We start from the raw sequence: 20,735 nt of genomic DNA on the forward strand, positions 1-20,735 counted from the left end.
CTATTTGTTGATCATCTTTTCAAATTCATCTCTCCATATCCGCACAGAATCTCTGCGTATGTCATCCATGGAGTTCATTTCGATAAAGCAGCAGTCAGTATCGGCCACTAACTGATGCCATACCCGCACAGGTACCTCTATTCTAGCGGGTGCTACAGCCCTGACGGTTTGAATGCTGCCGCCACCTAAAGGGCACCAGTGAATGCTGGCCTCACCTGTAAGCAGGTACAGTATTTCAGGATTCTTGTAGGCGCTTTTGCCCTCATGATAATGCTGACCACTACTGCTGCCAGCCTTGCGGTAGCAAAGAACCATTTCGCCCGTGCGGTCATTGAACCATACGTGGTTACTCCCTCTCTCGTCGGTAGCTACTAATTCTACCGGTGTCACTTTGATCATGCTGATACCAGTTTAACTTCGAAGTCTTTGCTGGTTTTCAGTTCGCCCTTACTTTCCAGTTTGCCCTGTTTAACCAGTTCTTTCACGCGCCAGCCAAGGTATTGGTCCATGACAGGATATTTCATTTTACCTGTTACCTGGTTAATGACTTTATTTGCTTTCTGAAATTCTGTATTGGTTGCGGCCAGCAGGTCTTTGTCATAAAAAGTAGCGGGTTCGCCTCTCAGTTTCTTTCCCCCTTCCAATAAGCGGATACCTGCGTTCTCGTTCATGAGGCGGCTCCATTCATCGCCATCTAGTTCGAATTCCGCCAGTGAGATCGCCCTTGCCAGTTTCTTCGCCTTCAGAAATTCCTTTGGCAGGATCTGATGCAGGTGAGTAGGATAGAATACGCCCCCTTTTTCGTTCAGGAAAGGCAGGTTATTGAGATAAATAATAAATACCCGGCCTGCAAAGTCGTACAACTGGCTCACCAGCCAGAAATAACCGCTCACGTCGCGGGCATTCTGTCCGGCCCAGATCCATACCTGTAGTTCCGGATCAGCTTTCAGCCGGGCTTTAAGTTCTTTGAACTTTTCCGGGTCAGGACTGGTCTCTTCTACTATGGGTTGAGGTTCCTCTTCATTTTCAATCAATAAAGGTGCAGCGGTTGCCGTTTCTATTCCGGCCAGCTGTTTCCACCATTGACGACGACCAGCCTGTCCATCTTTGGTATCAAGTATGAACAAGGGACCAATGGACAGGTCATCCTCGAAATACAGGATATCTCCTTTTAGCTGCTCATCCAGTTCAAATGCGCCCTGAATAGGAGCCACGGATGGTTCACCAAATACGATGTGCACAGTTTCCATTCAGTCTTTATTCAGCTTCTTCAATCAGGTCTTTTTCGTACCTGAGGTTACCAATAATAAATTCCTGCCTTGTCTGGGTGTTCTTACCCATATAGTATTCCAGCAGTTTCTGGATATGTGTGTCCTTCGACAAAATCACCGGTTCCACTTTCATATCATCGTTGATGAAAGTACCGAATTCCTCAGGAGAGATCTCTCCCAGGCCTTTGAATCGGGTGATTTCCGGTTTGTTACCCAGTTTCCTGATCGCTTTTTGTTTCTCTTCGTCAGAGTAACAATAGATGGTCTGCTGCTTATTACGTACACGGAAAAGCGGTGTTTCCAGGATGTACAGGTGACCGTTCTTTACCAGGTCAGGGAAGAACTGCAGGAAGAAAGTGAGCAGCAACAAGCGGATGTGCATACCATCCACATCGGCATCGGTCGCTACTACGATCCTGTTATAACGCAGGCCTTCCAGCCCTTCTTCAATGTTCAGCGCATGCTGGAGCAGGTTGAACTCTTCATTCTCATATACGATCTTCTTAGTCAGACCAAAGCTATTCAGAGGCTTACCACGGAGACTAAATACCGCCTGTGTTTCCACGTTGCGTGACTTGGTAATCGAACCACTGGCACTATCCCCCTCTGTAATAAAGATGGTGGTGTTCAGGCGTTTGCTTTCCAGGTCTCCTTTGTCTCTTGACGGAACTTCATCGTTCAGGTGCAGGCGGCAGTCACGCAGTTTGCGGTTGTGCAGGTTCGCTTTCTTGGCTCTTTCATTCGCCAGTTTTTTGATACCCGCCAGTTCTTTACGCTCACGTTCACTCTGCTCAATCCGCCGTTTCAGGGCATCAGCCGTAGCCGGGTTTTTATGCAGGAAGTCATCCAGGTTCTTTGACAGGAAGTCGAGCACAAAGGCCTTCATAGAAGGTCCGTTCTCGTACACGGTGAGCGAGCCCAGTTTGGTCTTGGTCTGGGATTCGAACACCGGCTCCTGTACTCTCACAGAGATCGCTGCACAGATAGAAGTACGGATATCGGTAGCTTCGTAGTCTTTCTTATAGAAGTCCCTCACAGTTTTTACAAATGCCTCGCGGAAAGCAGCCAGATGCGTACCACCCTGGGTAGTATGCTGACCATTTACGAAAGAGTAATATTCCTCTCCGTATTGACTGGCATGTGTGATAGCCACTTCGATATCCTCTCCTCTCAGATGGATAATCGGGTAGCGCAGCTCATCCTCGTTGGTTTTACGCTGCAGCAGGTCGAGTAATCCATTTTTAGAGACGTATTTCTTATCATTGAAGTTGATGGTGAGACCAGCATTCAGGAAGCAGTAATTCCAGATCTGGTTTTCCAGGAACTCAGGAATATAACGATAGTTGCGGAAAACAGTGTCATCCGGGGTGAATGTCACCAGTGTACCATTAGGTTCTTTGGATGGTCCTTCTTTGTACTCTTTCGTCAGCACCCCACGCTCAAATTCAGCTACTTTGGAGCGGCCATCGCGGAAAGATTCAACGCGGAAGTAATTGGAAAGGGCATTCACGGCCTTGGTACCTACCCCGTTCAGACCTACAGATTTCTGGAAGGCCTTGCTATCGTACTTGGCGCCAGTGTTAATCTTACTCACCACGTCTACCACCTTTCCAAGAGGAATACCACGACCAAAGTCGCGGATAGTTACACTATGTTCTGTCACTTTAATATCCACCTGCTTGCCGAACCCCATCGTGTGCTCGTCAATACAGTTATCTACCACCTCTTTCAGCAAAATATAGATACCATCGTCCATACTGGAACCATCTCCCAGCTTACCGATGTACATCCCAGGCCGAAGGCGGATGTGTTCCCGCCAGTCGAGTGAGCGTATGGAGTCTTCGGTATAGGCTGCTGCTGTTAGATCTTTCTTATCCGTGTTAGCCATATTATATAGAAATTCCTATTTACAGTTCAAAATGGGGCAATTCCCTGACCGGGAGCAATATTACTAAAACTTTTAGCAAAATCCGGTTGCGGGCAAAAATAAAGGTTTCATCGTATCATCCCAAGTGGAAATTATACAATATGATGAATTTAATAGTAAAATGAGCCCTCAGATTCCGAATTTCCTCCCTGCTTTCCGGTATTTTTCACAAAAACCTATGCAAAATTACACTTAAATGTTACTTACTGTGCTATCTTTACATGAGTAAATTTTCTATATTTACGAAGTAACGTTTTTTGTCTTAACACCTATGTCCTAATCTATGAAAACATTCTTCCTGATCATCGTAATAGCTATGCTCGCAGCAGCATTCGTAGTAACTTACCTCGTAAATAAGGAGCAACGCTCCATGAACCGTCTAAGCAGTACTTTCATCAAGCTGATCCAGAAGTTTGACTCCTGGCAGATGATGAGATAGTTTTTGTTTCAATCTCCTAAAATCACTTCATTTCCTATGAGAACCAGTCTGTTATTCAAGTTGGCATGTATTATTATTGCCTCAATGGTGCTATTAGTGCACCTTGTGCGTAAGCGAGTGCGTGCGTAACTGACCAACCTAACTAAAAAAGCCGGATCGCTATGCAATCCGGCTTTTTAATTTAAAAAATGTTATCTGTTATAGTATTTATTCACTGCATCCGTACGACTTCTCACATGCAACTTTTCGTAAATATTATGCACGTGTCTTCTTACCGTTTCAATGGAAATGAATAAGTTACTGGCTATCTCTTTGTATAAAAATCCCTTACTTAACTGATCCAGGATCTCCTTTTCCCTGGAAGTCAGGGCTTCCAGCGCCGGATTGGGTTTCGCTTGTTTCTGGAAATAGGCCACTACCCTTCTGGCAATCTGTGAACTCATAGGAGAACCTCCTTCATGCAGATCTCTGATTGCTTCCAATAGTTCACCCGGAGGTGTCTTTTTCAAAATGTAACCGCTCGCGCCGGCTTCCAGTGCCTGAAAGATCTTATCATCGTCCTCATACACTGTCAGCATCATAAAATGCATGTCCGGATATTCGTTTTTCAGCCGTGCAATGCACTCGATGCCATTCATCCCGCCCGGCAGATTAAAATCCATCAATACTACGTTGGGTAACAAATTGGGGATCTGTTCAACGGCCGTCTCCGCATTATTGAAGGCACCAATACACGCATAACCATCGGAGCCATTGATCAACAGTTCCATGGCTGTACGAATATCATGGTTATCTTCAACAATCGCCACAGATATAATATCCATGTTATCCTGCGATTTCTTCTTAGAGTATACAGTCATTTATATCAGTTGTTATTATTTTCTATGAGGTCAACCCAATAATACAAATATATAATTAAATTAATGGTATATCCAGGAAAACTCTGGTTCCATTGTCTGACGAGATATCAGCTGAGCCACCTACCGCTGCCATTCTTTTCTGGATGTTTTTCAGACCGTTTCCAAACAACCTGACTTTCTCCTGATCAAAGCCCTTACCATTATCTTTAATCATAATGGTCATATTCTTATGCATTTCTATTTGTATGACTACTTCGGTAGCCTGTGCATGTTTCACCACGTTGTGTAAGGATTCCTTCACAGCAAGGTAAATGTTCCGCCTGGTTCCGCCACTCAGCTTAATATTGGGTATGCTTTCCGGAATATAAAACTGATGCGTAATATGTGCATGTTCCAGAAAGTCGGCTGCAAAGCTACGCATATATGCGATCAAATTCTCCAAAGAATCATTGGAAGAGTTCATCGCCCAAATTATTTCACTCATTTTGTCTACCAGCTCACCCGCTGCTTCCGAAATCCGCTCTATCTCTCTCGTCTGGTTAGTATCCTGGATCTTACGCTTCGCAATTTCACTGAGTAATCGTATCGTAGACAAGCCGGAACCGAGATCATCGTGCATGTCGCTCGATATACGCGCACGCTCCTGATCCACCGCCTGCTCCTTCTCCAGTTTAAGTTTCTCATGCCTGATCTTGTAATCGAGGTATAGCGTGGAAAAGTAATACGCTACCCCCAGCAACAACAGCAATAGCAGGAACCTGAACCACAGCGACTGCCAGAAGGGTATCCGGATTACGATCTCCAGCGTGGTAGGCGTACTGTTCCATATGTCGTCATTGTTCGATGCCCTCACATTAAATGTGTACGTACCCGGCCGCAGATTGGTATACCGGGCCATTCTGAAGGTACCCGCCTGCACCCAGTCTTCATCCGCACCATCCAGTTTATACTGCACCTTATTCTTCAGTGGATTGGTAAATTCGAGCGGTACAAATTCTATCGCAATGGTGTTATGATTATATGGCAGTTCAATCCTGCGCAGCAAGGACAACGCTGTATCCGATTCATACGGCTTATCCAATACTTCCATACGCATGATCACTACTTTGGGTTTGGAAGGGTTATTCCTGAAATCCTTTGGATAAAAACCATTCACACCACGAATGCCGCCAAAGAACAATTCGCCATCGGTAGATTTATAGAATGCCCCGGTATTGAATTCGTTTGATTGCAAACCATCCTCGTAATTGTAGGTAGTAATCTCATCAGTAATCTGGTTGATCTGGGAAAGGCCTTTGTTATGGCTTACCCAAATGCGGTCTTTATCGTCCAGCAGTACACCATAGAAATAATCATTTACCAGTGAAGGGAAAGTATAACTATTGTAATGCTGTATGATCCGGTTCTTTTCGTCCAGCACGAACAACCCCTTTGAAGTTGCGACCAGGAGTTGCTTATGCGCATTTTTGTTGATTGATTTTACAATCGTGCCCGGCGGTAAAATGATCTTTTCCCAGCTGGGACTATCTGCAATTTTCACGTACACCGCTACCTTTGTACCAACGTATTTATTCCCCAGAAAATCTTCGAAATAAGTAGTGAGTATTTCATCCGGGAATTCATGTATAATTGATGCTTTGTAAGTTTTGCCCACCGGCATCATTTGCAGCAGATAACTGCCATAATTGAAGTAGATCTCGCCCGTATTGCGCTTAAACAGGAAAGGATAGATATCTTCCTGGTTAGGCATGCCGAGTGCCCTGACGGAAGCAGTGAGGTCTTCAAAACGATGAGTATGTACATTGAACAAACCGATGTACATATCGGAAAAATGAAACCAGAGGTGTTCAAAATCCTCTCTGCAGATAGCATTCAGATTCTTGGCAGGGAATATATTGTTTCTCCCATCATCTCCTGGTATACGTTCCAGCCACTTTCCGCCCTTCTCGTAGATATCCAGACCATCGTGCATGAGTCCTACATAGAGCTTACCGTCATCATGCTTGTACACCGCCCTCACCATATTGTGGGTGATAAAGGGTGAACGGTACAGGTTAAAGACCTTCTTGTTGGGAGAATATTTCTTGATACCATCACCGTCTGTACCTACCCACATATTGTCGCTGGCATCACGATAGAGGTAAGTCACTACATTCCAGCTCCTGGTTTCAGAGCCGTTGAACGTAACGATATGATTGATGATTTCATTATGCTTCATGCTATACACAATAATCCCGTCTGTCCCCCCGATCCACACGTTGCCATGCTGATCCAGCTCCATGCAGAGCGGCACAAAAGAAATATCCTTCTCATCATGCTGATTAAAGGTAAAGTCTGTGTATTTATTCAGTTTCTTATTGAAGATGACAACATGTCCTTGTGATGCAATAATGAGTGTGTCGCTGTTGAGGTTACGTATTACAGGGTGAGTGGTAATTCCAGGCAAACAGTACGTAGTAACGCGGAGAGTTTTGGTGTTCATGGCCAGCAATTCGCCTGCCTCAAAGTTCATCCATATGGTGTTGGCATCTTTTATCACGGCGGTTGCCGACAATCCTTTCCGCATCATGGCCGGAGGATAAAGGATCAGTCGCCGGATAGCATATGTTTTATAGTCCAGTACATAAAGCCCCTTGGCAGGACGCCATACATACAGGGCATTCTGAGCAGTGTCCTCTCCCAGAATTTTAAACTTGCTACCGGTATCCCGCTCTGCATTACTTGCCCAGGTGGTATCTTCCAGCACATTTTCAAAACTGTTACGATACTCATCATAGACACTGATACCATAGTTGTGCGTAAGAATGAGCTGATGACGGGCATTCCGGTACAGGGAGTACCCTTTGTAGCCTTTGAGGGCGAAGCGGTTGATGAGCGCACGGCCACCGGTGTTGGTACGCGTACCCAGATTGCCCTTCCCCTGCCCCGCTATCTCCCGGGAACTGGGGTTGTAGCGGTATTCATTGAACACATAGCCATCAAAACGGTTTACACCATCGTGCGTAGCAATCCACATAAACCCCTGCGTATCTTCCAGGATGTCATACACAGAATTCTGTGAAAGCCCTTCATTCACCCCATATGAGTCGAATATATACGGCTTTTCCTGCGCCTGCAACACAGTCACTGGTAAGGTGCATAGGAAAAACAATAAAATAGTCCTTATTATCTGCGCCGCCCGTTGCAATGACAATATAAAAGTTAAAAGAGGTTAGTAATGCATGTTTAACTGTGTCCACAAAAACGCAGTGCTTGCAAATATATAAATCTGCTACACACTTTCTAATGATTTTGTAATTTTCTTGCCTTAACATTCAATAATAACCCATGTACAGATACCTTAAATCCTTACTGCTCCTGCATTCGGTACTATTTTGTTATATTTTTCCCGCAGCCGCGCAGCAAAAACCAACTATCAAATTACTATCCCCGCCACCCATAGCCAGTATCAGAGGAATGGCAGTTGTCGATGACTCTACAATATGGGTATCTGGCACCGGCGGACAGGCAGGATTGAGCACTGATGGGGGTTTACACTGGCAGTGGATGAAAGTACCCGACCATGACAGCGCCGACTGGCGTAGCCTGCAGGCATTCAGCAAAGAGCGGGCGCTGCTTTTAAATGCAGGATCACCAGCCCACGTGATGCTGACTACAGATGGAGGAAAAAATTGGCGACTTCAATACGCGGATACGACAAAAGGCATTTTTTTTGATGATATCGCATTTCTGACTGATAAAAAAGGATTGGCAATCGGAGACCCCATGCCACCAGAAAATAAATTTGTTGTTATTGTGACGGAAGACGGCGGTGAACATTGGAAACAAATTAGCCATTCACTGGTAGCCCTGCCGGGGGAAGCACTTTTTGCCGCCAGCGGTACGAATGTGGTACCATTGGCCAATAACCAGGGTGGTACCATCACAGGAGGACTGGTAAGCAGGTACATTCCCGGCACCGATGGCGCTACCCCTATCTTACTACCTATCACACAAGGTAGCCCCAGCAAAGGGGCTTTTTCACTGGCATTCAAACCGGATGGTAAAACAGGGGTGATCGTAGGTGGTGATTATCAGCATGATAAAGACACTACTAAAAATTGTGTATACACAACTGATTACGGTAAAACCTGGAAGGTCTCTCCAGCCCCGCCTGCAGGATTCCGCTCCTGCGTAGTATATGTAAAGGCCAATGTATTTCTCGCCACAGGCACTTCCGGTACAGACATATCCAGAGATGGAGGCGTACATTGGGAAAAAATCAGTGAACAGGGATTTCATGTAGCAGGCGTATCGCCAAATGGAAAGAAGATCTGGCTGGCCGGCAGCCGTAAACTGGGGATAATAGCACTGCCCTGAGCATTCACCTTAATAAAAAAGGGGTATTGAAAAACACCCCCGGAAAATAGGTTAAAGCAAAAAGTATATTATTCAGGGTGGAAAGATAACGCGGGATTGAATTACTTGTATGTAAATTTTCGCGAATGTGTTATTTTTACAGGTAAACGGCAGATAATCAGGGCCGAACGATATAAAATCGAAACACTGTTATAACAATATTTTTTTGCCTAATTTAGGCACCGATAGGGAAAGAGAACGGTTTTAATAAAAGCGAACTATGCAAGTAACGACCTCATCTGGTAAGTATTCCGTGAAGCACTATCCGGATACAATTAAAGAGTGGAAAAAAGAAGGTAACTACTTCTATTTTTATACGTCAGAGACCATCCTGGAAGTAAGGATCATATCAGATAAGATCATCCGGTTCCGCTACGCTGCTGATGGAAAGTTTCAACGTGATTTCTCGTATGCGGTAAGCGACCGGCTGGAAGAAACACCTGTCAACTTTGGCTTGCGTGAGTACGAAGAAAACTTTGAACTCTACACAGACATCCTGCGCGTCTACATCAACCGCGATGATCTGCGCCTTACGATCACTGACTCGGAAGGCCGCATTATCAATCAGGACGAAATGGGTTTCCACTGGCAGTATTACCTGCAAAAAGGCGGTAAAATTGTCTACTGCAGCAAGCAGATCCAGGAAGGTGAATGCTTCTATGGCATGGGTGATAAGCCGACAGATCTCAACATGCACGGTAAGCGGGTAGAGAACTACGGCACTGATGCTTACGGCTACCAGAAAGATACAGATCCTCTCTACAGAAATATTCCGTTTTACTACGGCCTGCACCAGGGCATCGGATACGGTATTTTCTTTGACAATACCTTTCGTACCATCTTTGATTTTGGTAAGGAAAGAGAAAATACAACGAGCTTCTGGGCAAGAGGCGGTGAAATGAATTACTACTTCATTTACGGCCCTGAATTACTACAGGTAGCCGAAGGATATACAAAGATCACCGGTACAGCTGAACTGCCGCCCCTTTGGGCGCTCGGCTACCAGCAATGCCGGTGGAGCTATTACCCCGATAAGCGTGTGAGAGAAATCGCCGCTGAATTCCGTAAACGTGAAATTCCCTGTGATGTAATTCATCTTGACATCGATTACATGGAGGGCTTCCGTTGTTTTACATGGAGTAAAGAAGGATTTCCTGAACCTGCCGGACTGATCAAAGACCTTGCTGCAATGGGCTTCAAGATCGTCGTAATCATTGATCCGGGCATAAAGGTAGACCCTGATTATGCAATCTATCAGCAGGGTATTCAAAAAGATTATTTCTGTAAGCGTGCCGATGGCGCACTCATGGAAGGAGATGTATGGCCCGGCAAATGCGTATTCCCTGACTATACCAATCCTGAAGTAAGAAAATGGTGGGCGAGTCTTTTCAAAGGATTAGTGGATACCGGTGTGCGTGGTGTATGGAATGATATGAACGAACCCGCCGTATTCGAAATGGGTACCTTCCCCGAAGATGTACGCCACGACTACGATGGCGAGGCAGTAAGCCATCGAAAAGCACACAATATTTACGGCCATCTCATGAGCAAATCGACGGAAGCTGGTATGCGCAAATACCTTATGCCGCATCGTCCATTTGTGATCAGCAGGTCCTGCTATGCAGGTGCGCAGCGCTGGACTTCGCTGTGGACAGGCGATAATGTAAGCAGCTGGGATCACCTCTGGCTGGCAACAATACAGGCACAGCGACTGGCTGTATCCGGTATCTCCTTTGTCGGCAGCGATATCGGTGGATTTATCGGTGAGCCGGATGGCGAACTGTATGTTCGCTGGATACAACTGGCAGTATTCCACCCACTGATGCGTACGCACTCTGCCAGCAATGAAACCGGTTTCAACCAGGAACCGTGGAGCTTTGGTAGTGAATACGAACTCGTCGCTAAGAAATTCATTCAGCTGCGCTACCAGTTGCTACCATATCTGTATACGACCTTCTGGCAGTACAGTGTGAACGGTACTCCTATGATGCGCCCGCTGGCATTCGTAGATCAGCATGACAAAGAAACCCACGAACGTACACATGAATTCATGCTGGGCGATAACTTGCTCATTAGCCACGTCAGCGAAAAAGGCATGAAGGAAAAAGAAGTCTATCTGCCCGCAGGACAATGGTACTACTACTGGAATGACCAGTTGTATACAGGAAAGCAATCCGTAAAGGTGGCTACTCCGCTGGAAGAAATGCCGCTGTTTGTAAGAGCAGGTGCTGTAATTCCTCACTACAACAAGATCCAGTATGTAGAACAAAGAGAAGCGGAAGAAATGATCCTGCATGTGTATTACAGCGATGTAGTTACCAACAGTGTGCTCTACGAAGATGCAGGCGATCATTATGGTTATAAGAATGGCCAGTACAATAATATTCGTTTCAAACAGGTATCAACAAAACAGCAGTTTGAACTCAGGAAACGCTACTTTGGCAACTATGATGCAGCCTACAAAAAGCATCATATTTATGTACATGGATTGCCATTCAAACCAAAGGAATATATCATCGATGGCAAGGCGGTAAAACTCTCTGCTGCCAATGCTGCTGCCGGTGTGTTCAAAATCATTGCAGAACGTAAATTCGAGACACTGATAATACGATAACCTGCCGGTGATTTCATAAAACTACAAATCCCAAATTCTCATGCCTGAGGATTTGGGATTCGTAGTTTTAAACCCATTTTGATTTAAAAAAAAAGGGCACTGTAGATTGAGATCTTAGTGCCTTTTCATAACCTATGCCAACTTTAGAGTTAATCAAAATTAACACGTTATAACGTATACACAAACAGTCCTATCAAAATGAACAAAATGAACGGAACGTTCAACACTGAACGAAACATATTTCGTTAATAAGAAGTTATGAAATCAAATTCCTTTGTTACCACAACCATTTCTTTAACAAATTGTTTAGAATAAGGGCAGATTCGCTACATTTTGTTAAGCATCCTCCACGCATACCGCGGTGACTTAGCAAGAAATAGTATGCGTAACACTGTAATACAATGGGTTATAAATACACGGCATAATAGTTGTGCCTCCTTTGGCAGAGAAATATGTTTTATTATCTGACGTTAAACGGAACCCATTATTAAACCTTTCAAAATTCATTTCTTATGGCTGCAGAACAAAACAATCACTTCACCCAGGAACAAGAAAAACTCGAAAGGGAGCATTCGCACAATCACAATCATGGACATGAGCAACATGGTAACCATGCTCACCAGAGTCACACTTCTGAAGGCGAAGAAAAATCGAAATCAGAAACTCCAAGTCGCAAAGATAAACGTGGCTTCGCCTCTATGGATGCAGCAATGCAACGGGCGATAGCCAGCAAGGGCGGTCGTGCTGCACATGCACAAGGCGTAGCCCATGAGTTTAATTCTGCGGAAGCTCGTGAAGCCGGACGTAAGGGCGGCGTAGCAGTAAGCCGGAACAGACAGCATATGGCCGAAATTGGTAAGAAAGGCGGAGAAGCAGCGCACAATAAAAGAAAGAAAGCACAGCAACAACAGAACGCTGAATAACCGTTTGCCCTGAAGTTTTTCCCAAAGAGGGATTGCCTGAAATGTGGAACCCACATTGCGGTAATCCCTTTTTTATATGAGGGAGAATTTCCACAATAGAGAATTTTTTCCAGGGAATAGAAAATCAGATTATTTTTATTCCTATTATGAAAGCTACCATCCGTCAACTTCAATATTTTCTGATCCCTTATTCAATACTTTTTGCCATCGCTATAACCCTAAAAATCATCTTTACAAGAGAAGAGATTTACTTTTTTATTAATGGGTTACATTTCCCCGCAGGCGATATTTTTTTCCGGTATGCGACCGAGATGGGTAGTGCGACTACCGCCACATGTGTGGTTTTAATACTGTTATTTGTAAACTATCGTTACAGTTTATTGCTGGCCAGCAGCTACCTGCTGACCAGCATGATAAATTTTCCACTCAAGTACCTGGTGAGCGCACCAAGGCCTAAATTGTACTTCACCGATTCACCCCGTGCCATCTACTGGGTACCAGATGTAGAAGTGCTCTCAAATCATTTCAGCTTTCCTTCGGGACATACCGTATGCGCGTTTACCACCGCTGTCGTGCTGACTTTTATAAGTCCCCGCAAATGGTACGGATGTATTTACTTTCTGCTGGCCGTACTGGTAGCTTATTCCAGAATGTACCTCAGTCAGCACTTCTTCGAAGATGTGACAGCCGGGTCTTTTGAAGCAGTAGTAGTTGTGACCTGTTGGATCTCCTGGTTTAACAATCGGACATTCTTCCGGAATGCTGGTTGGAATGGTGCACTGAGCAGGAAAAATGATTAGTGCTTTTTAGTCCCTGTTGCCTGATGCGGTAACTGTGACGGTTGGGTTGGAAGTTTCTTCGGTACCTTGTTGGTAATAGTGTCCAGTTCTTCAGGACTTACCGGCTCTCCCCTTTTGTAATATTCCTTGACCATGTTCCCATCCTCATCGTAAACCTTCCACAGGCCATCGCGGAGCGAGGTGGCGTTCCTCTTAATCTCTTCAAACTTTTCCTCCTGGGTAATGGGATCGATCACGCGGTAAGTTTCAATAGTATCGTCAATATCTTTGGCTACAAAATTTCCCTCCGCACTCAGCGCGCCATTCAGGTAGAAATATTGGGCAGGACCGTTCAGTACGTTATGTTTGTAGGTTTCTTTGGCAATCATAGCACCAGATTGCGCATATTTTTTCCAAACACCTTCCTTGCGATCATCAACATAGTTGCCTTCCCAGGTGTAACCATCTTCTCCCCTGGTGGCCGCTACTTCTTCGGACCATTCGCCCTGCTTGCGTTGTTGGTCGTCCTTTTTGTTTTGTTTAATTGTAAAGCCCTGCGAATACACAAATACGCATAACAGTTGTAGTACAGAAAATACGAGGAGTTTTCTCATTCAGAAGTATTTTTCACAAGTTAGTAATTTTTATCATATCTCACCTGGTATCCCATTGCCTGTTGTCTTTCATCACCTTTCTGATCCTGACAAAGTTCACTTTTTTCTAACAACGAAAAGAGGCTATATCAATAACGATATAGCCTCTCATTTTATGATTTATGTCTTATTCCTTATGTCCCGTTTCTATACTACTTGCTCAGTTTGATGGCATCTACCGACGTATTCTTACCAGTCTCGATCTTAATACCAGTAATGGTCGTATCTGCATATCCATTGGATGCGTTTACAAATACATTGTAAGTACCTGTCTGCAAGCCTCTGATCTTCCATTCTCCATTCTTCCATGGCAAAGCATACGCAGTGTCAGTACCATTGTACACGGTCAGTACCGGATAGGCATCATATGGCGTTACTTTACCAGAGATGCTGCCTGTTTCAGATACCAGGAATACATGAATTACCGGACGCAGAATAAACTTTCCATTGCCGGTTTGAACAATAGAACGGTCCACATCGAAATCCAGCCACAGACGGTAATGACCGCTCTGGTATTCTTCCCATTCTTCAGGACGAATGTTTACCACCAGTTTAACCTGACCGTTCACTGCTTTCAACGGATACTGTACGCTGTCTTTTACAACATAACTGTTTGCCCCAAGGTTGATCTGAATTCTTCTCACCTTACCTGCAGGTACTACACCTTCAGAGAGTAAGGTGTCAGCGCCGTTACGCAGCGAGAGGATATCGTATACCCCCGGAGAAATCGCCAGTGAATCCCAGATCTTGCATGAATCGTCCCGATCGTTGTGCTCTTCGCCCCAGTGACAACGGTTGTAATCGCTGCCCCAATCAGCGTCTCCACCATTGTCGTCACCCTTTCTTTTTCCATTGGAACCGTCACAGGTGTCGATCAGTACCTGCACAGACCTGATGTCAAGAAATACATTGTCAAAACGGCTGCCCGGATCATCCGCCAGGAAGATGTTCAGTTTCTGTTGGTTGGCCCCGGGCGCTGTTGAAGAGCCGGAGTTATCCTTTTTGCAGGAATACACAGCTACAGCCAACAATACTAACATGGCTAGCCCCCATCCGGAAGTGCGGAGATAGGTCTTCATAAAAAGAATGGTTTTATTGTTTAAAAAATAAAGATTCAGCCTACCTACAGACTTGCATAATTTTTACTACTGTTATTAGTAGGCTAATTTTAGATGGAAGAAATAAACAAAAGTTTAACAGTATATGATTATTTTTTATACAGACTTCTATTTATTTATTTTTCAATTTCTTATAAAGATGAAATTCAATTACTATATGCAATTTAGCACACGTTCTGTTAGGGATTCATCGCGGAATTCAGGGATTTTGTCGCAAAGATGAATCCCAAAAAAAAAGCCCTTCCCGGCAGGAAAGGACTTCATTACTTTTAATATGATTATAGCTACACTTTCTTAAATATTGCAGCACCCAGTGGCGGTAACCTTAGCAGCAAAGTATACTCTTTACCATTGTATGCCTGTTTCTCTGCGTTTACTATAGCTGTATTGATCACACCACTTCCAAAAAACGCGGTGGCATCACTATTCAACACTTCTTTCCAGCTACCAGCTTCACTCACTGCCAGCAAATAATTCTCTCTTGCCACAGGTGTCATATTCAGCACGATCAAAATATCTTCAGCAGGATCCATACCCTTTCTCAGATATGCCAATACACTGTTATCATAATCAGATACACTCACCCACTCAAATCCATAATACTCGAACTGTTTTATGTACAATGCAGGTGTTGTTCTGTACAAGTTATTCAAAGCCTTCACAAAAGCTTTTAGGCCCTGATGCGAGAGATGTTCCATCAGATGCCAGTCGAGCTGAGATTTATAATTCCACTCCGTTGTTTGTCCAAATTCATCTCCCATGAACAATAACTTTGTTCCCGGATGTGTGAACATATAACTGTACATCAATCGCAGGTTTGCAAACTTCTGCCAGTCGTCACCAGGCATTTTATACAACATAGGCGATTTACCATGCACCACCTCGTCGTGACTCAGCGGCAACATAAAATTCTCCGTAAATGCATAGGCAATGCTAAATGTGAGCTGATCCTGATGGGCCTTTCTATAATAAGGATCCCGTTTAAAATACGCCAGCGTATCATTCATCCATCCCATCATCCACTTCATACCAAAGCCCAGGCCCCCCATAAACACGGGTTTTGATACGCCGTAAAATGAAGTAGACTCCTCAGCAATGGTCTGCACATCCGGGAAGAGAGAATAAATGGTCGCATTCATGTTCTTCAGGAAAGAAATGGCTTCCAGGTTCTCCTCTCCCCCATGCTCATTTGGTTCCCATGCACCTGCTTCACGTGAATAGTTCAAATGGATCATGGACGCTACAGCATCTACACGCAATCCGTCTGCATGAAATTTATCTAACCAGAATATGGCATTGCTCAGCAGGAAAGACCGTACCTCGTTGCGTGCATAGTTGAATATATAACTGTTCCAGTCAGGATGAAAGCCTTTGCGCATATCTGCGTACTCATACGTATGACTTCCATCAAAACGGAATAATCCATGCTCATCGTAAGGAAAATGTGAAGGCACCCAATCCAGGATAACCCCGATCCCAGCCTGGTGAAATGCATCTACAAATGCCATGAATTCCTGCGGTGTACCATACCGCGAGGTGGGCGCATAGTACCCTGTTCCCTGGTATCCCCACGAGCCATCAAAAGGATGCTCCATGACCGGCATTAATTCCACATGGGTAAACTCCATCTCTTTCACATAAGGAATCAATCTCGCGGCTATTTCGCCATAATTATAAAAAACTTCATGATTATCAGGTTCAGGACGCTGCCAGCTACCCAGATGCACTTCATATACGGAATAAGGACTTTGCAAACTGTTGTGCTGCGCACGTGTCTTCATCCAGTTGCTGTCCTTCCATTTATAATCCAGCTCCCAGGTAATAGAGGCTGTTTTAGGACGCAGTTCCCAGTATTTTGCATAAGGATCTCCCTTACGGAGCTCCTCCCCGGTATTCGAACGGATAAAGTACTTGTAGCGTGTGCCCGGTGCTACCTGCGGTATAAAACCTTCCCAAATCCCCGATTTGTCCCATCGGGGGTACAAATGGTGACGATACTGATCCCAGTCATTAAAATCGCCAATCACAGATAAGTAAATAGCATTAGGCGCCCAAACGGCGAAATAAGTACCGCTTACTCCCTGAACGGTGATTTGATGGGAGCCGAATTTTTCATACAGGTGCGGATGCTGCCCTTCCTGAAACAGTTTGATGTCTTGCTCAGAGAAGAGAGAAAAGGGCTCTACGTGCTGTAATTGATGCGTGTTTTCTTTTATCATAAACCGGGAAAGGGCTGTGGGTACAAGATAGTTTAAATTTTGAATTTGGAAGGCCCAATCGTGATCATATCATCAACTATCCGGCCACAAAAAAATATCCCGTCTCGCCAAGCGAGACGGGATATTTACACTTTATCTAAGTCGATTAGTATCTCTTCTTAAATCCAGGACGGCCTGAACCGCTGCCACTACCGCTACCTTCCCAACGACGTTTTCCACCGCCATCTTCACGGTTACGGCTGCCGCCGCCTGGACCACCACTTCTGCGGCGATCGCCATCCTGCGACATTTCAATTCTTACACTGCGACCATTGTAATCAGCTTTCTTGAAAGTCTCCTGGAATTTATCAACCACATCGTTTTCTACTTCGAAGAAGGAGTAAACACCTTTCAGATCAATACGGCCAATCTTGTTACCACGCACACCGCTGGTATCGCACAGGTAACGCAGCATATCACCACGGGTAAAGTCATCTACTGAACCCAGATTAATGAACAGGCGGGTAAATTTACCATTACCACGTGCTGCACCACGCTCACCACCTTCGAAAGTACGTCTTTCTTCCTTCACGTTCAGATCAGGAGCATCCTGGTAGTACTCAAGGAACTGGTTGAACTCAAGAGAAGCAAAACGCTTGATGATCTCTTCTTTGGTCATAGCCTGGAACTCTTCAAATATGCGTTCCAGATATGGTTCGATCTGCTCTTCGTTTACAACTACGTTGTGTACTTTATGTACGAGACCAAACAGTTGTTTTTCACATACTGCGAAGCCATCCGGTACTTCAGCTTTTACAAACTTCTTACCGATCACGCGCTCGATCTGGCGGATCTTACCGATGTCGCGGCTGCTGATGATAGCGATAGATACACCTGATTTACCAGCACGTGCAGTACGACCGGAACGGTGAGTGTAGTTTTCAACGTCATCAGGCAGTTCATAATTGATAACGTGCGTTACGTTGTCAACGTCGATACCACGTGCAGCAACGTCTGTTGCTACCAGTACCTGCAGTGACTTTTCACGGAAGCGCTTCATCACCTTATCACGCTGCTGCTGGGTCAGATCACCATGCAGTGCATCTGCATTGTAACCATCACGGATCAGTGATTCTGCAATTTCCTGTGATTCTATTTTAGTACGGGTGAAGATGATACCGAAGATCTCAGGGTTGAAATCCACGATACGTTTCAGTGCCGCATATTTTTCGCGCGGACGAACCACGTAGTATTCATGCTCAATGTTGACATTACCACTGTTCTTATTCCCTACAGTCAGTTCGAACGGATCGCTCATATATTTCTGTGCAATACGACGTACTTCCTGTGGCATAGTAGCAGAGAACAACCAGGTGGTTTTCTCTTCAGGTGTGTTAGAGAGAATACTGTTGATGTCTTCCTGGAAGCCCATGTTCAGCATTTCATCTGCTTCATCCAGTACTACATAACGTACGTTTGAGAAATTAACCGCTTTACGGTCAATGATGTCCAGCAAACGACCAGGAGTAGCTACTACGATGTGTACGCCTCTCTTCAGGTCACGCAATTGCTGCACGATGCTGGAACCGCCATATACCGCCACGATGCTCACGTCTCCCAAATGCTTGCTGAAGTTCTTCAGGTCATTGGTGATTTGCAGGCACAGTTCACGGGTAGGGCATAATATAAGCCCCTGAGGGTGACGCTGTTTAATATCAATCTGCTGTAACAGCGGCAGGCCAAATGCTGCCGTCTTACCGGTGCCCGTCTGGGCCAAACCTACGAAGTCTCTGTCTCCGCCGAGGAGTACAGGAATAGCTTTTTCCTGTATCGGTGTAGGCGCTACGAATCCGAGGTCCTGGATTCCTTTCAAAATGGGCTCTTGTAAGCCTAAGGTTTCAAATGTTGTCATTGATTTGCTTTGATCAGGCTCCGTCGGGAGCCCTGGTATTATTTGCTTTGATCGGGCTCCGTCGGGAGCCCTTGTATATTATCCCAGCGACTTGTATCAACTGGGTTACTTTTTCCTGTTGTTTCTCTGAACAAAACTTACGCATTCATACCTGCGTTGGATTGTGCGCCTAAACAAGCTCACCTTCCAGGTCATAATCGTAAGCCTTCGTAATTCTTACGTTAACAAATTCACCGGGTTTCAGACGCTTCGTGGTGTTGATGATCACTTCATTATCTACTTCTACTGAATCAAATTCAGTACGCGCCAGATAACGGCCTGACTCTTTTTTGTCTACGATCACACGATAGATCTTTCCAACCATCTCCTGATTTTTTTCGAGGGAGATTTCCTGTTGTACTTCCATGATCTCCTGTGCTCTGCGTTCCTTTTCTTCTGCCGGGATATTATCTTCCAAATCATAGGCACTGGTGCCTTCTTCATGACTGTAGGTAAAGACCCCTACCCTGTCAAAACGCATCTTTTCGAGGAAGGCTTTGAGTTCTTCCACATCTTCCAGTGTCTCACCGGGGAAGCCGGTGATCAGTGTGGTGCGAAGTGCAATACCCGGAACTTTTTCCCTGATGGCAGCGACAAGTTCTTCCATTTCCACGCGGGTGATCTGGCGCTTCATGGCTTTAAGCATATTATCTGCTGCATGCTGCAGCGGCATATCAATGTAATTGCAGATATTCGGGAATTCCTTCATTACATCCAATATTTCCATCGGGAACTTGTGCGGGTAAGCATAATGCAGACGAATCCACTCCAATCCTTTCACATTCGCCAGGGCACGCAACAGATCTGCCAGCTTACGCTGCTTGTACAGATCCAGACCATAATAAGTCAGTTCCTGTGCAATGAGCATAATCTCTTTTACTCCCGAGTTCACCAGTTTTTCTGCTTCTGTTATAATCGCTTCAATAGGCTTGGATACGTGTCCTCCCCTCATCAACGGAATTGCACAAAATGAACAGGTACGATTACAACCCTCTGCAATTTTCAGATAGGCGTAATGGGTAGGTGTACTCAGCAATCTCTCACCGATCAGTTCTGCTTTATAATCAGCATCAAATTTCTTGAGAATAAGCGGCAGTTCCATGGTACCGAACCAGGCATCCACACCGGGGATTTCTGATTCAAGATCGCCGCGGTAACGTTCACTGAGACAGCCGGTCACATACACTTTGTCAAGACGACCGTGTTGTTTCAATTCTACCTGTTCCAGAATGGTATTGATGGATTCTTCTTTTGCTTTATCAATAAAACCGCAGGTGTTGACCACTACGATATTATGATCTTTCTTAGCACTCTCATGTACCACATCGATTTCATTGGCAAGCAGCTGTCCGCTGAGTACCTCAGAATCTACCATGTTCTTGGAACATCCAAGCGTAATAATGTTAACCTTATCTTTCTTTAAAGTTTTTGTCTTCAAGCGCGAATAATTTTTTTTCGGGCAAACAAGCAGATGGCTTGTCTGATTACCGCCACGAAGACATCCAGACACGAAACCGAAGAGAACAGCGAGACTTGCTGTTTAGTGACTATGAGCCTTAGTGGGGGTTATTTTGTTCAAAGAATTGCAAAGATAGTTAATTAAT

15 protein-coding genes are annotated in these 20,735 nt (G+C 44.9%); 5 read left to right on the forward strand and 10 right to left on the reverse strand.

All coding sequences use genetic code 11. The features are described 5' to 3' along the window. Genes ABDW33_RS05740 through ABDW33_RS05750 form a run of 3 tightly spaced genes read right to left on the reverse strand, consistent with a single transcriptional unit; the run spans position 1 to position 3,159 of the window. Positions 1 to 399 carry a hypothetical protein gene (locus tag ABDW33_RS05740; protein ID WP_343689111.1) on the reverse strand — a complete coding sequence of 133 codons (399 nt, stop codon included), beginning with the start codon at positions 397 to 399 and terminating at the stop codon, positions 1 to 3. Further along, on the reverse strand, positions 396 to 1,250 hold the full coding sequence (locus ABDW33_RS05745) for a DUF1835 domain-containing protein (RefSeq protein ID WP_343689112.1): 855 nt from the start codon (positions 1,248 to 1,250) through the stop codon (positions 396 to 398). Before ABDW33_RS05745 ends, ABDW33_RS05740 begins: the two co-directional genes overlap by 4 nt. A 7-nt stretch (positions 1,251 to 1,257) precedes the next feature. Beyond that, entirely contained in the window at positions 1,258 to 3,159 is a 1,902-nt protein-coding gene (locus ABDW33_RS05750) for a DNA topoisomerase IV subunit B (protein ID WP_343689113.1), read from the reverse strand. A 322-nt stretch (positions 3,160 to 3,481) separates the two neighbouring features. On the opposite strand from ABDW33_RS05750, the gene ABDW33_RS05755 reads away from it, so the two are divergent. Beyond that, positions 3,482 to 3,637 carry a hypothetical protein gene (locus ABDW33_RS05755; protein WP_343689114.1) on the forward strand — a complete coding sequence of 52 codons (156 nt, stop codon included), beginning with the start codon at positions 3,482 to 3,484 and terminating at the stop codon, positions 3,635 to 3,637. 191 nt (positions 3,638 to 3,828) lie between these two features. Here the strand turns inward: ABDW33_RS05755 and ABDW33_RS05760 are convergent, their stop codons facing one another. Beyond that, entirely contained in the window at positions 3,829 to 4,497 is a 669-nt protein-coding gene (locus ABDW33_RS05760; protein ID WP_083571340.1) for a response regulator transcription factor, read from the reverse strand. A 55-nt stretch (positions 4,498 to 4,552) separates the two neighbouring features. Then, positions 4,553 to 7,690 carry a triple tyrosine motif-containing protein gene (locus ABDW33_RS05765; protein WP_343689115.1) on the reverse strand — a complete coding sequence of 1,046 codons (3,138 nt, stop codon included), beginning with the start codon at positions 7,688 to 7,690 and terminating at the stop codon, positions 4,553 to 4,555. A gap of 263 nt (positions 7,691 to 7,953) precedes the next feature. Between ABDW33_RS05765 and ABDW33_RS05770 the strand changes: the two genes are divergently transcribed. From ABDW33_RS05770 to ABDW33_RS05785, 4 genes are all read left to right on the forward strand, one after another. Then, positions 7,954 to 8,856: a YCF48-related protein gene (locus tag ABDW33_RS05770; RefSeq protein WP_343689116.1), complete on the forward strand. Its 903-nt coding sequence runs from the start codon at positions 7,954 to 7,956 to the stop codon at positions 8,854 to 8,856. 259 nt (positions 8,857 to 9,115) lie between these two features. Then, a complete protein-coding gene (locus tag ABDW33_RS05775) occupies positions 9,116 to 11,509 on the forward strand; it encodes a glycoside hydrolase family 31 protein (protein ID WP_343689117.1) in 2,394 nt (797 codons plus the stop codon). A 512-nt stretch (positions 11,510 to 12,021) separates the two neighbouring features. Further along, positions 12,022 to 12,432, forward strand: a complete 411-nt coding sequence (locus ABDW33_RS05780; protein WP_343689118.1) for a KGG domain-containing protein — start codon at positions 12,022 to 12,024, stop codon at positions 12,430 to 12,432. Between the two features lie 146 nt (positions 12,433 to 12,578). After that, positions 12,579 to 13,232, forward strand: coding sequence for a phosphatase PAP2 family protein (locus tag ABDW33_RS05785; protein ID WP_343689119.1), 654 nt, complete (start codon positions 12,579 to 12,581; stop codon positions 13,230 to 13,232). Here the strand turns inward: ABDW33_RS05785 and ABDW33_RS05790 are convergent. From ABDW33_RS05790 to rimO, 5 genes are all read right to left on the reverse strand, one after another. Further along, positions 13,229 to 13,825: a hypothetical protein gene (locus tag ABDW33_RS05790; protein WP_343689120.1), complete on the reverse strand. Its 597-nt coding sequence runs from the start codon at positions 13,823 to 13,825 to the stop codon at positions 13,229 to 13,231. The two genes, ABDW33_RS05785 and ABDW33_RS05790, sit on opposite strands and share 4 nt — an antisense overlap. Positions 13,826 to 14,016: 191 nt before the next feature. Beyond that, complete coding sequence (locus ABDW33_RS05795; protein WP_343689121.1) at positions 14,017 to 14,943, reverse strand: DUF4382 domain-containing protein; 927 nt, start codon at positions 14,941 to 14,943, stop codon at positions 14,017 to 14,019. A 323-nt stretch (positions 14,944 to 15,266) separates the two neighbouring features. Next, positions 15,267 to 17,201, reverse strand: coding sequence for a 1,4-alpha-glucan branching protein GlgB (gene glgB, locus ABDW33_RS05800; protein WP_343689122.1), 1,935 nt, complete (start codon positions 17,199 to 17,201; stop codon positions 15,267 to 15,269). A gap of 145 nt (positions 17,202 to 17,346) precedes the next feature. Next, positions 17,347 to 19,092, reverse strand: a complete 1,746-nt coding sequence (locus ABDW33_RS05805) for a DEAD/DEAH box helicase (RefSeq protein WP_343689123.1) — start codon at positions 19,090 to 19,092, stop codon at positions 17,347 to 17,349. Positions 19,093 to 19,261: 169 nt separating this feature from the next. Continuing rightward, positions 19,262 to 20,569 (reverse strand): 30S ribosomal protein S12 methylthiotransferase RimO, encoded by a 1,308-nt coding sequence (gene rimO, locus ABDW33_RS05810; RefSeq protein WP_343689124.1) that lies wholly within the window; start codon positions 20,567 to 20,569, stop codon positions 19,262 to 19,264. Positions 20,570 to 20,735 lie beyond the last annotated feature (166 nt).

Source organism: Chitinophaga sp. (assembly GCF_039596155.1).
Classification (GTDB): Bacteria; Bacteroidota; Bacteroidia; order Chitinophagales; family Chitinophagaceae; genus Chitinophaga.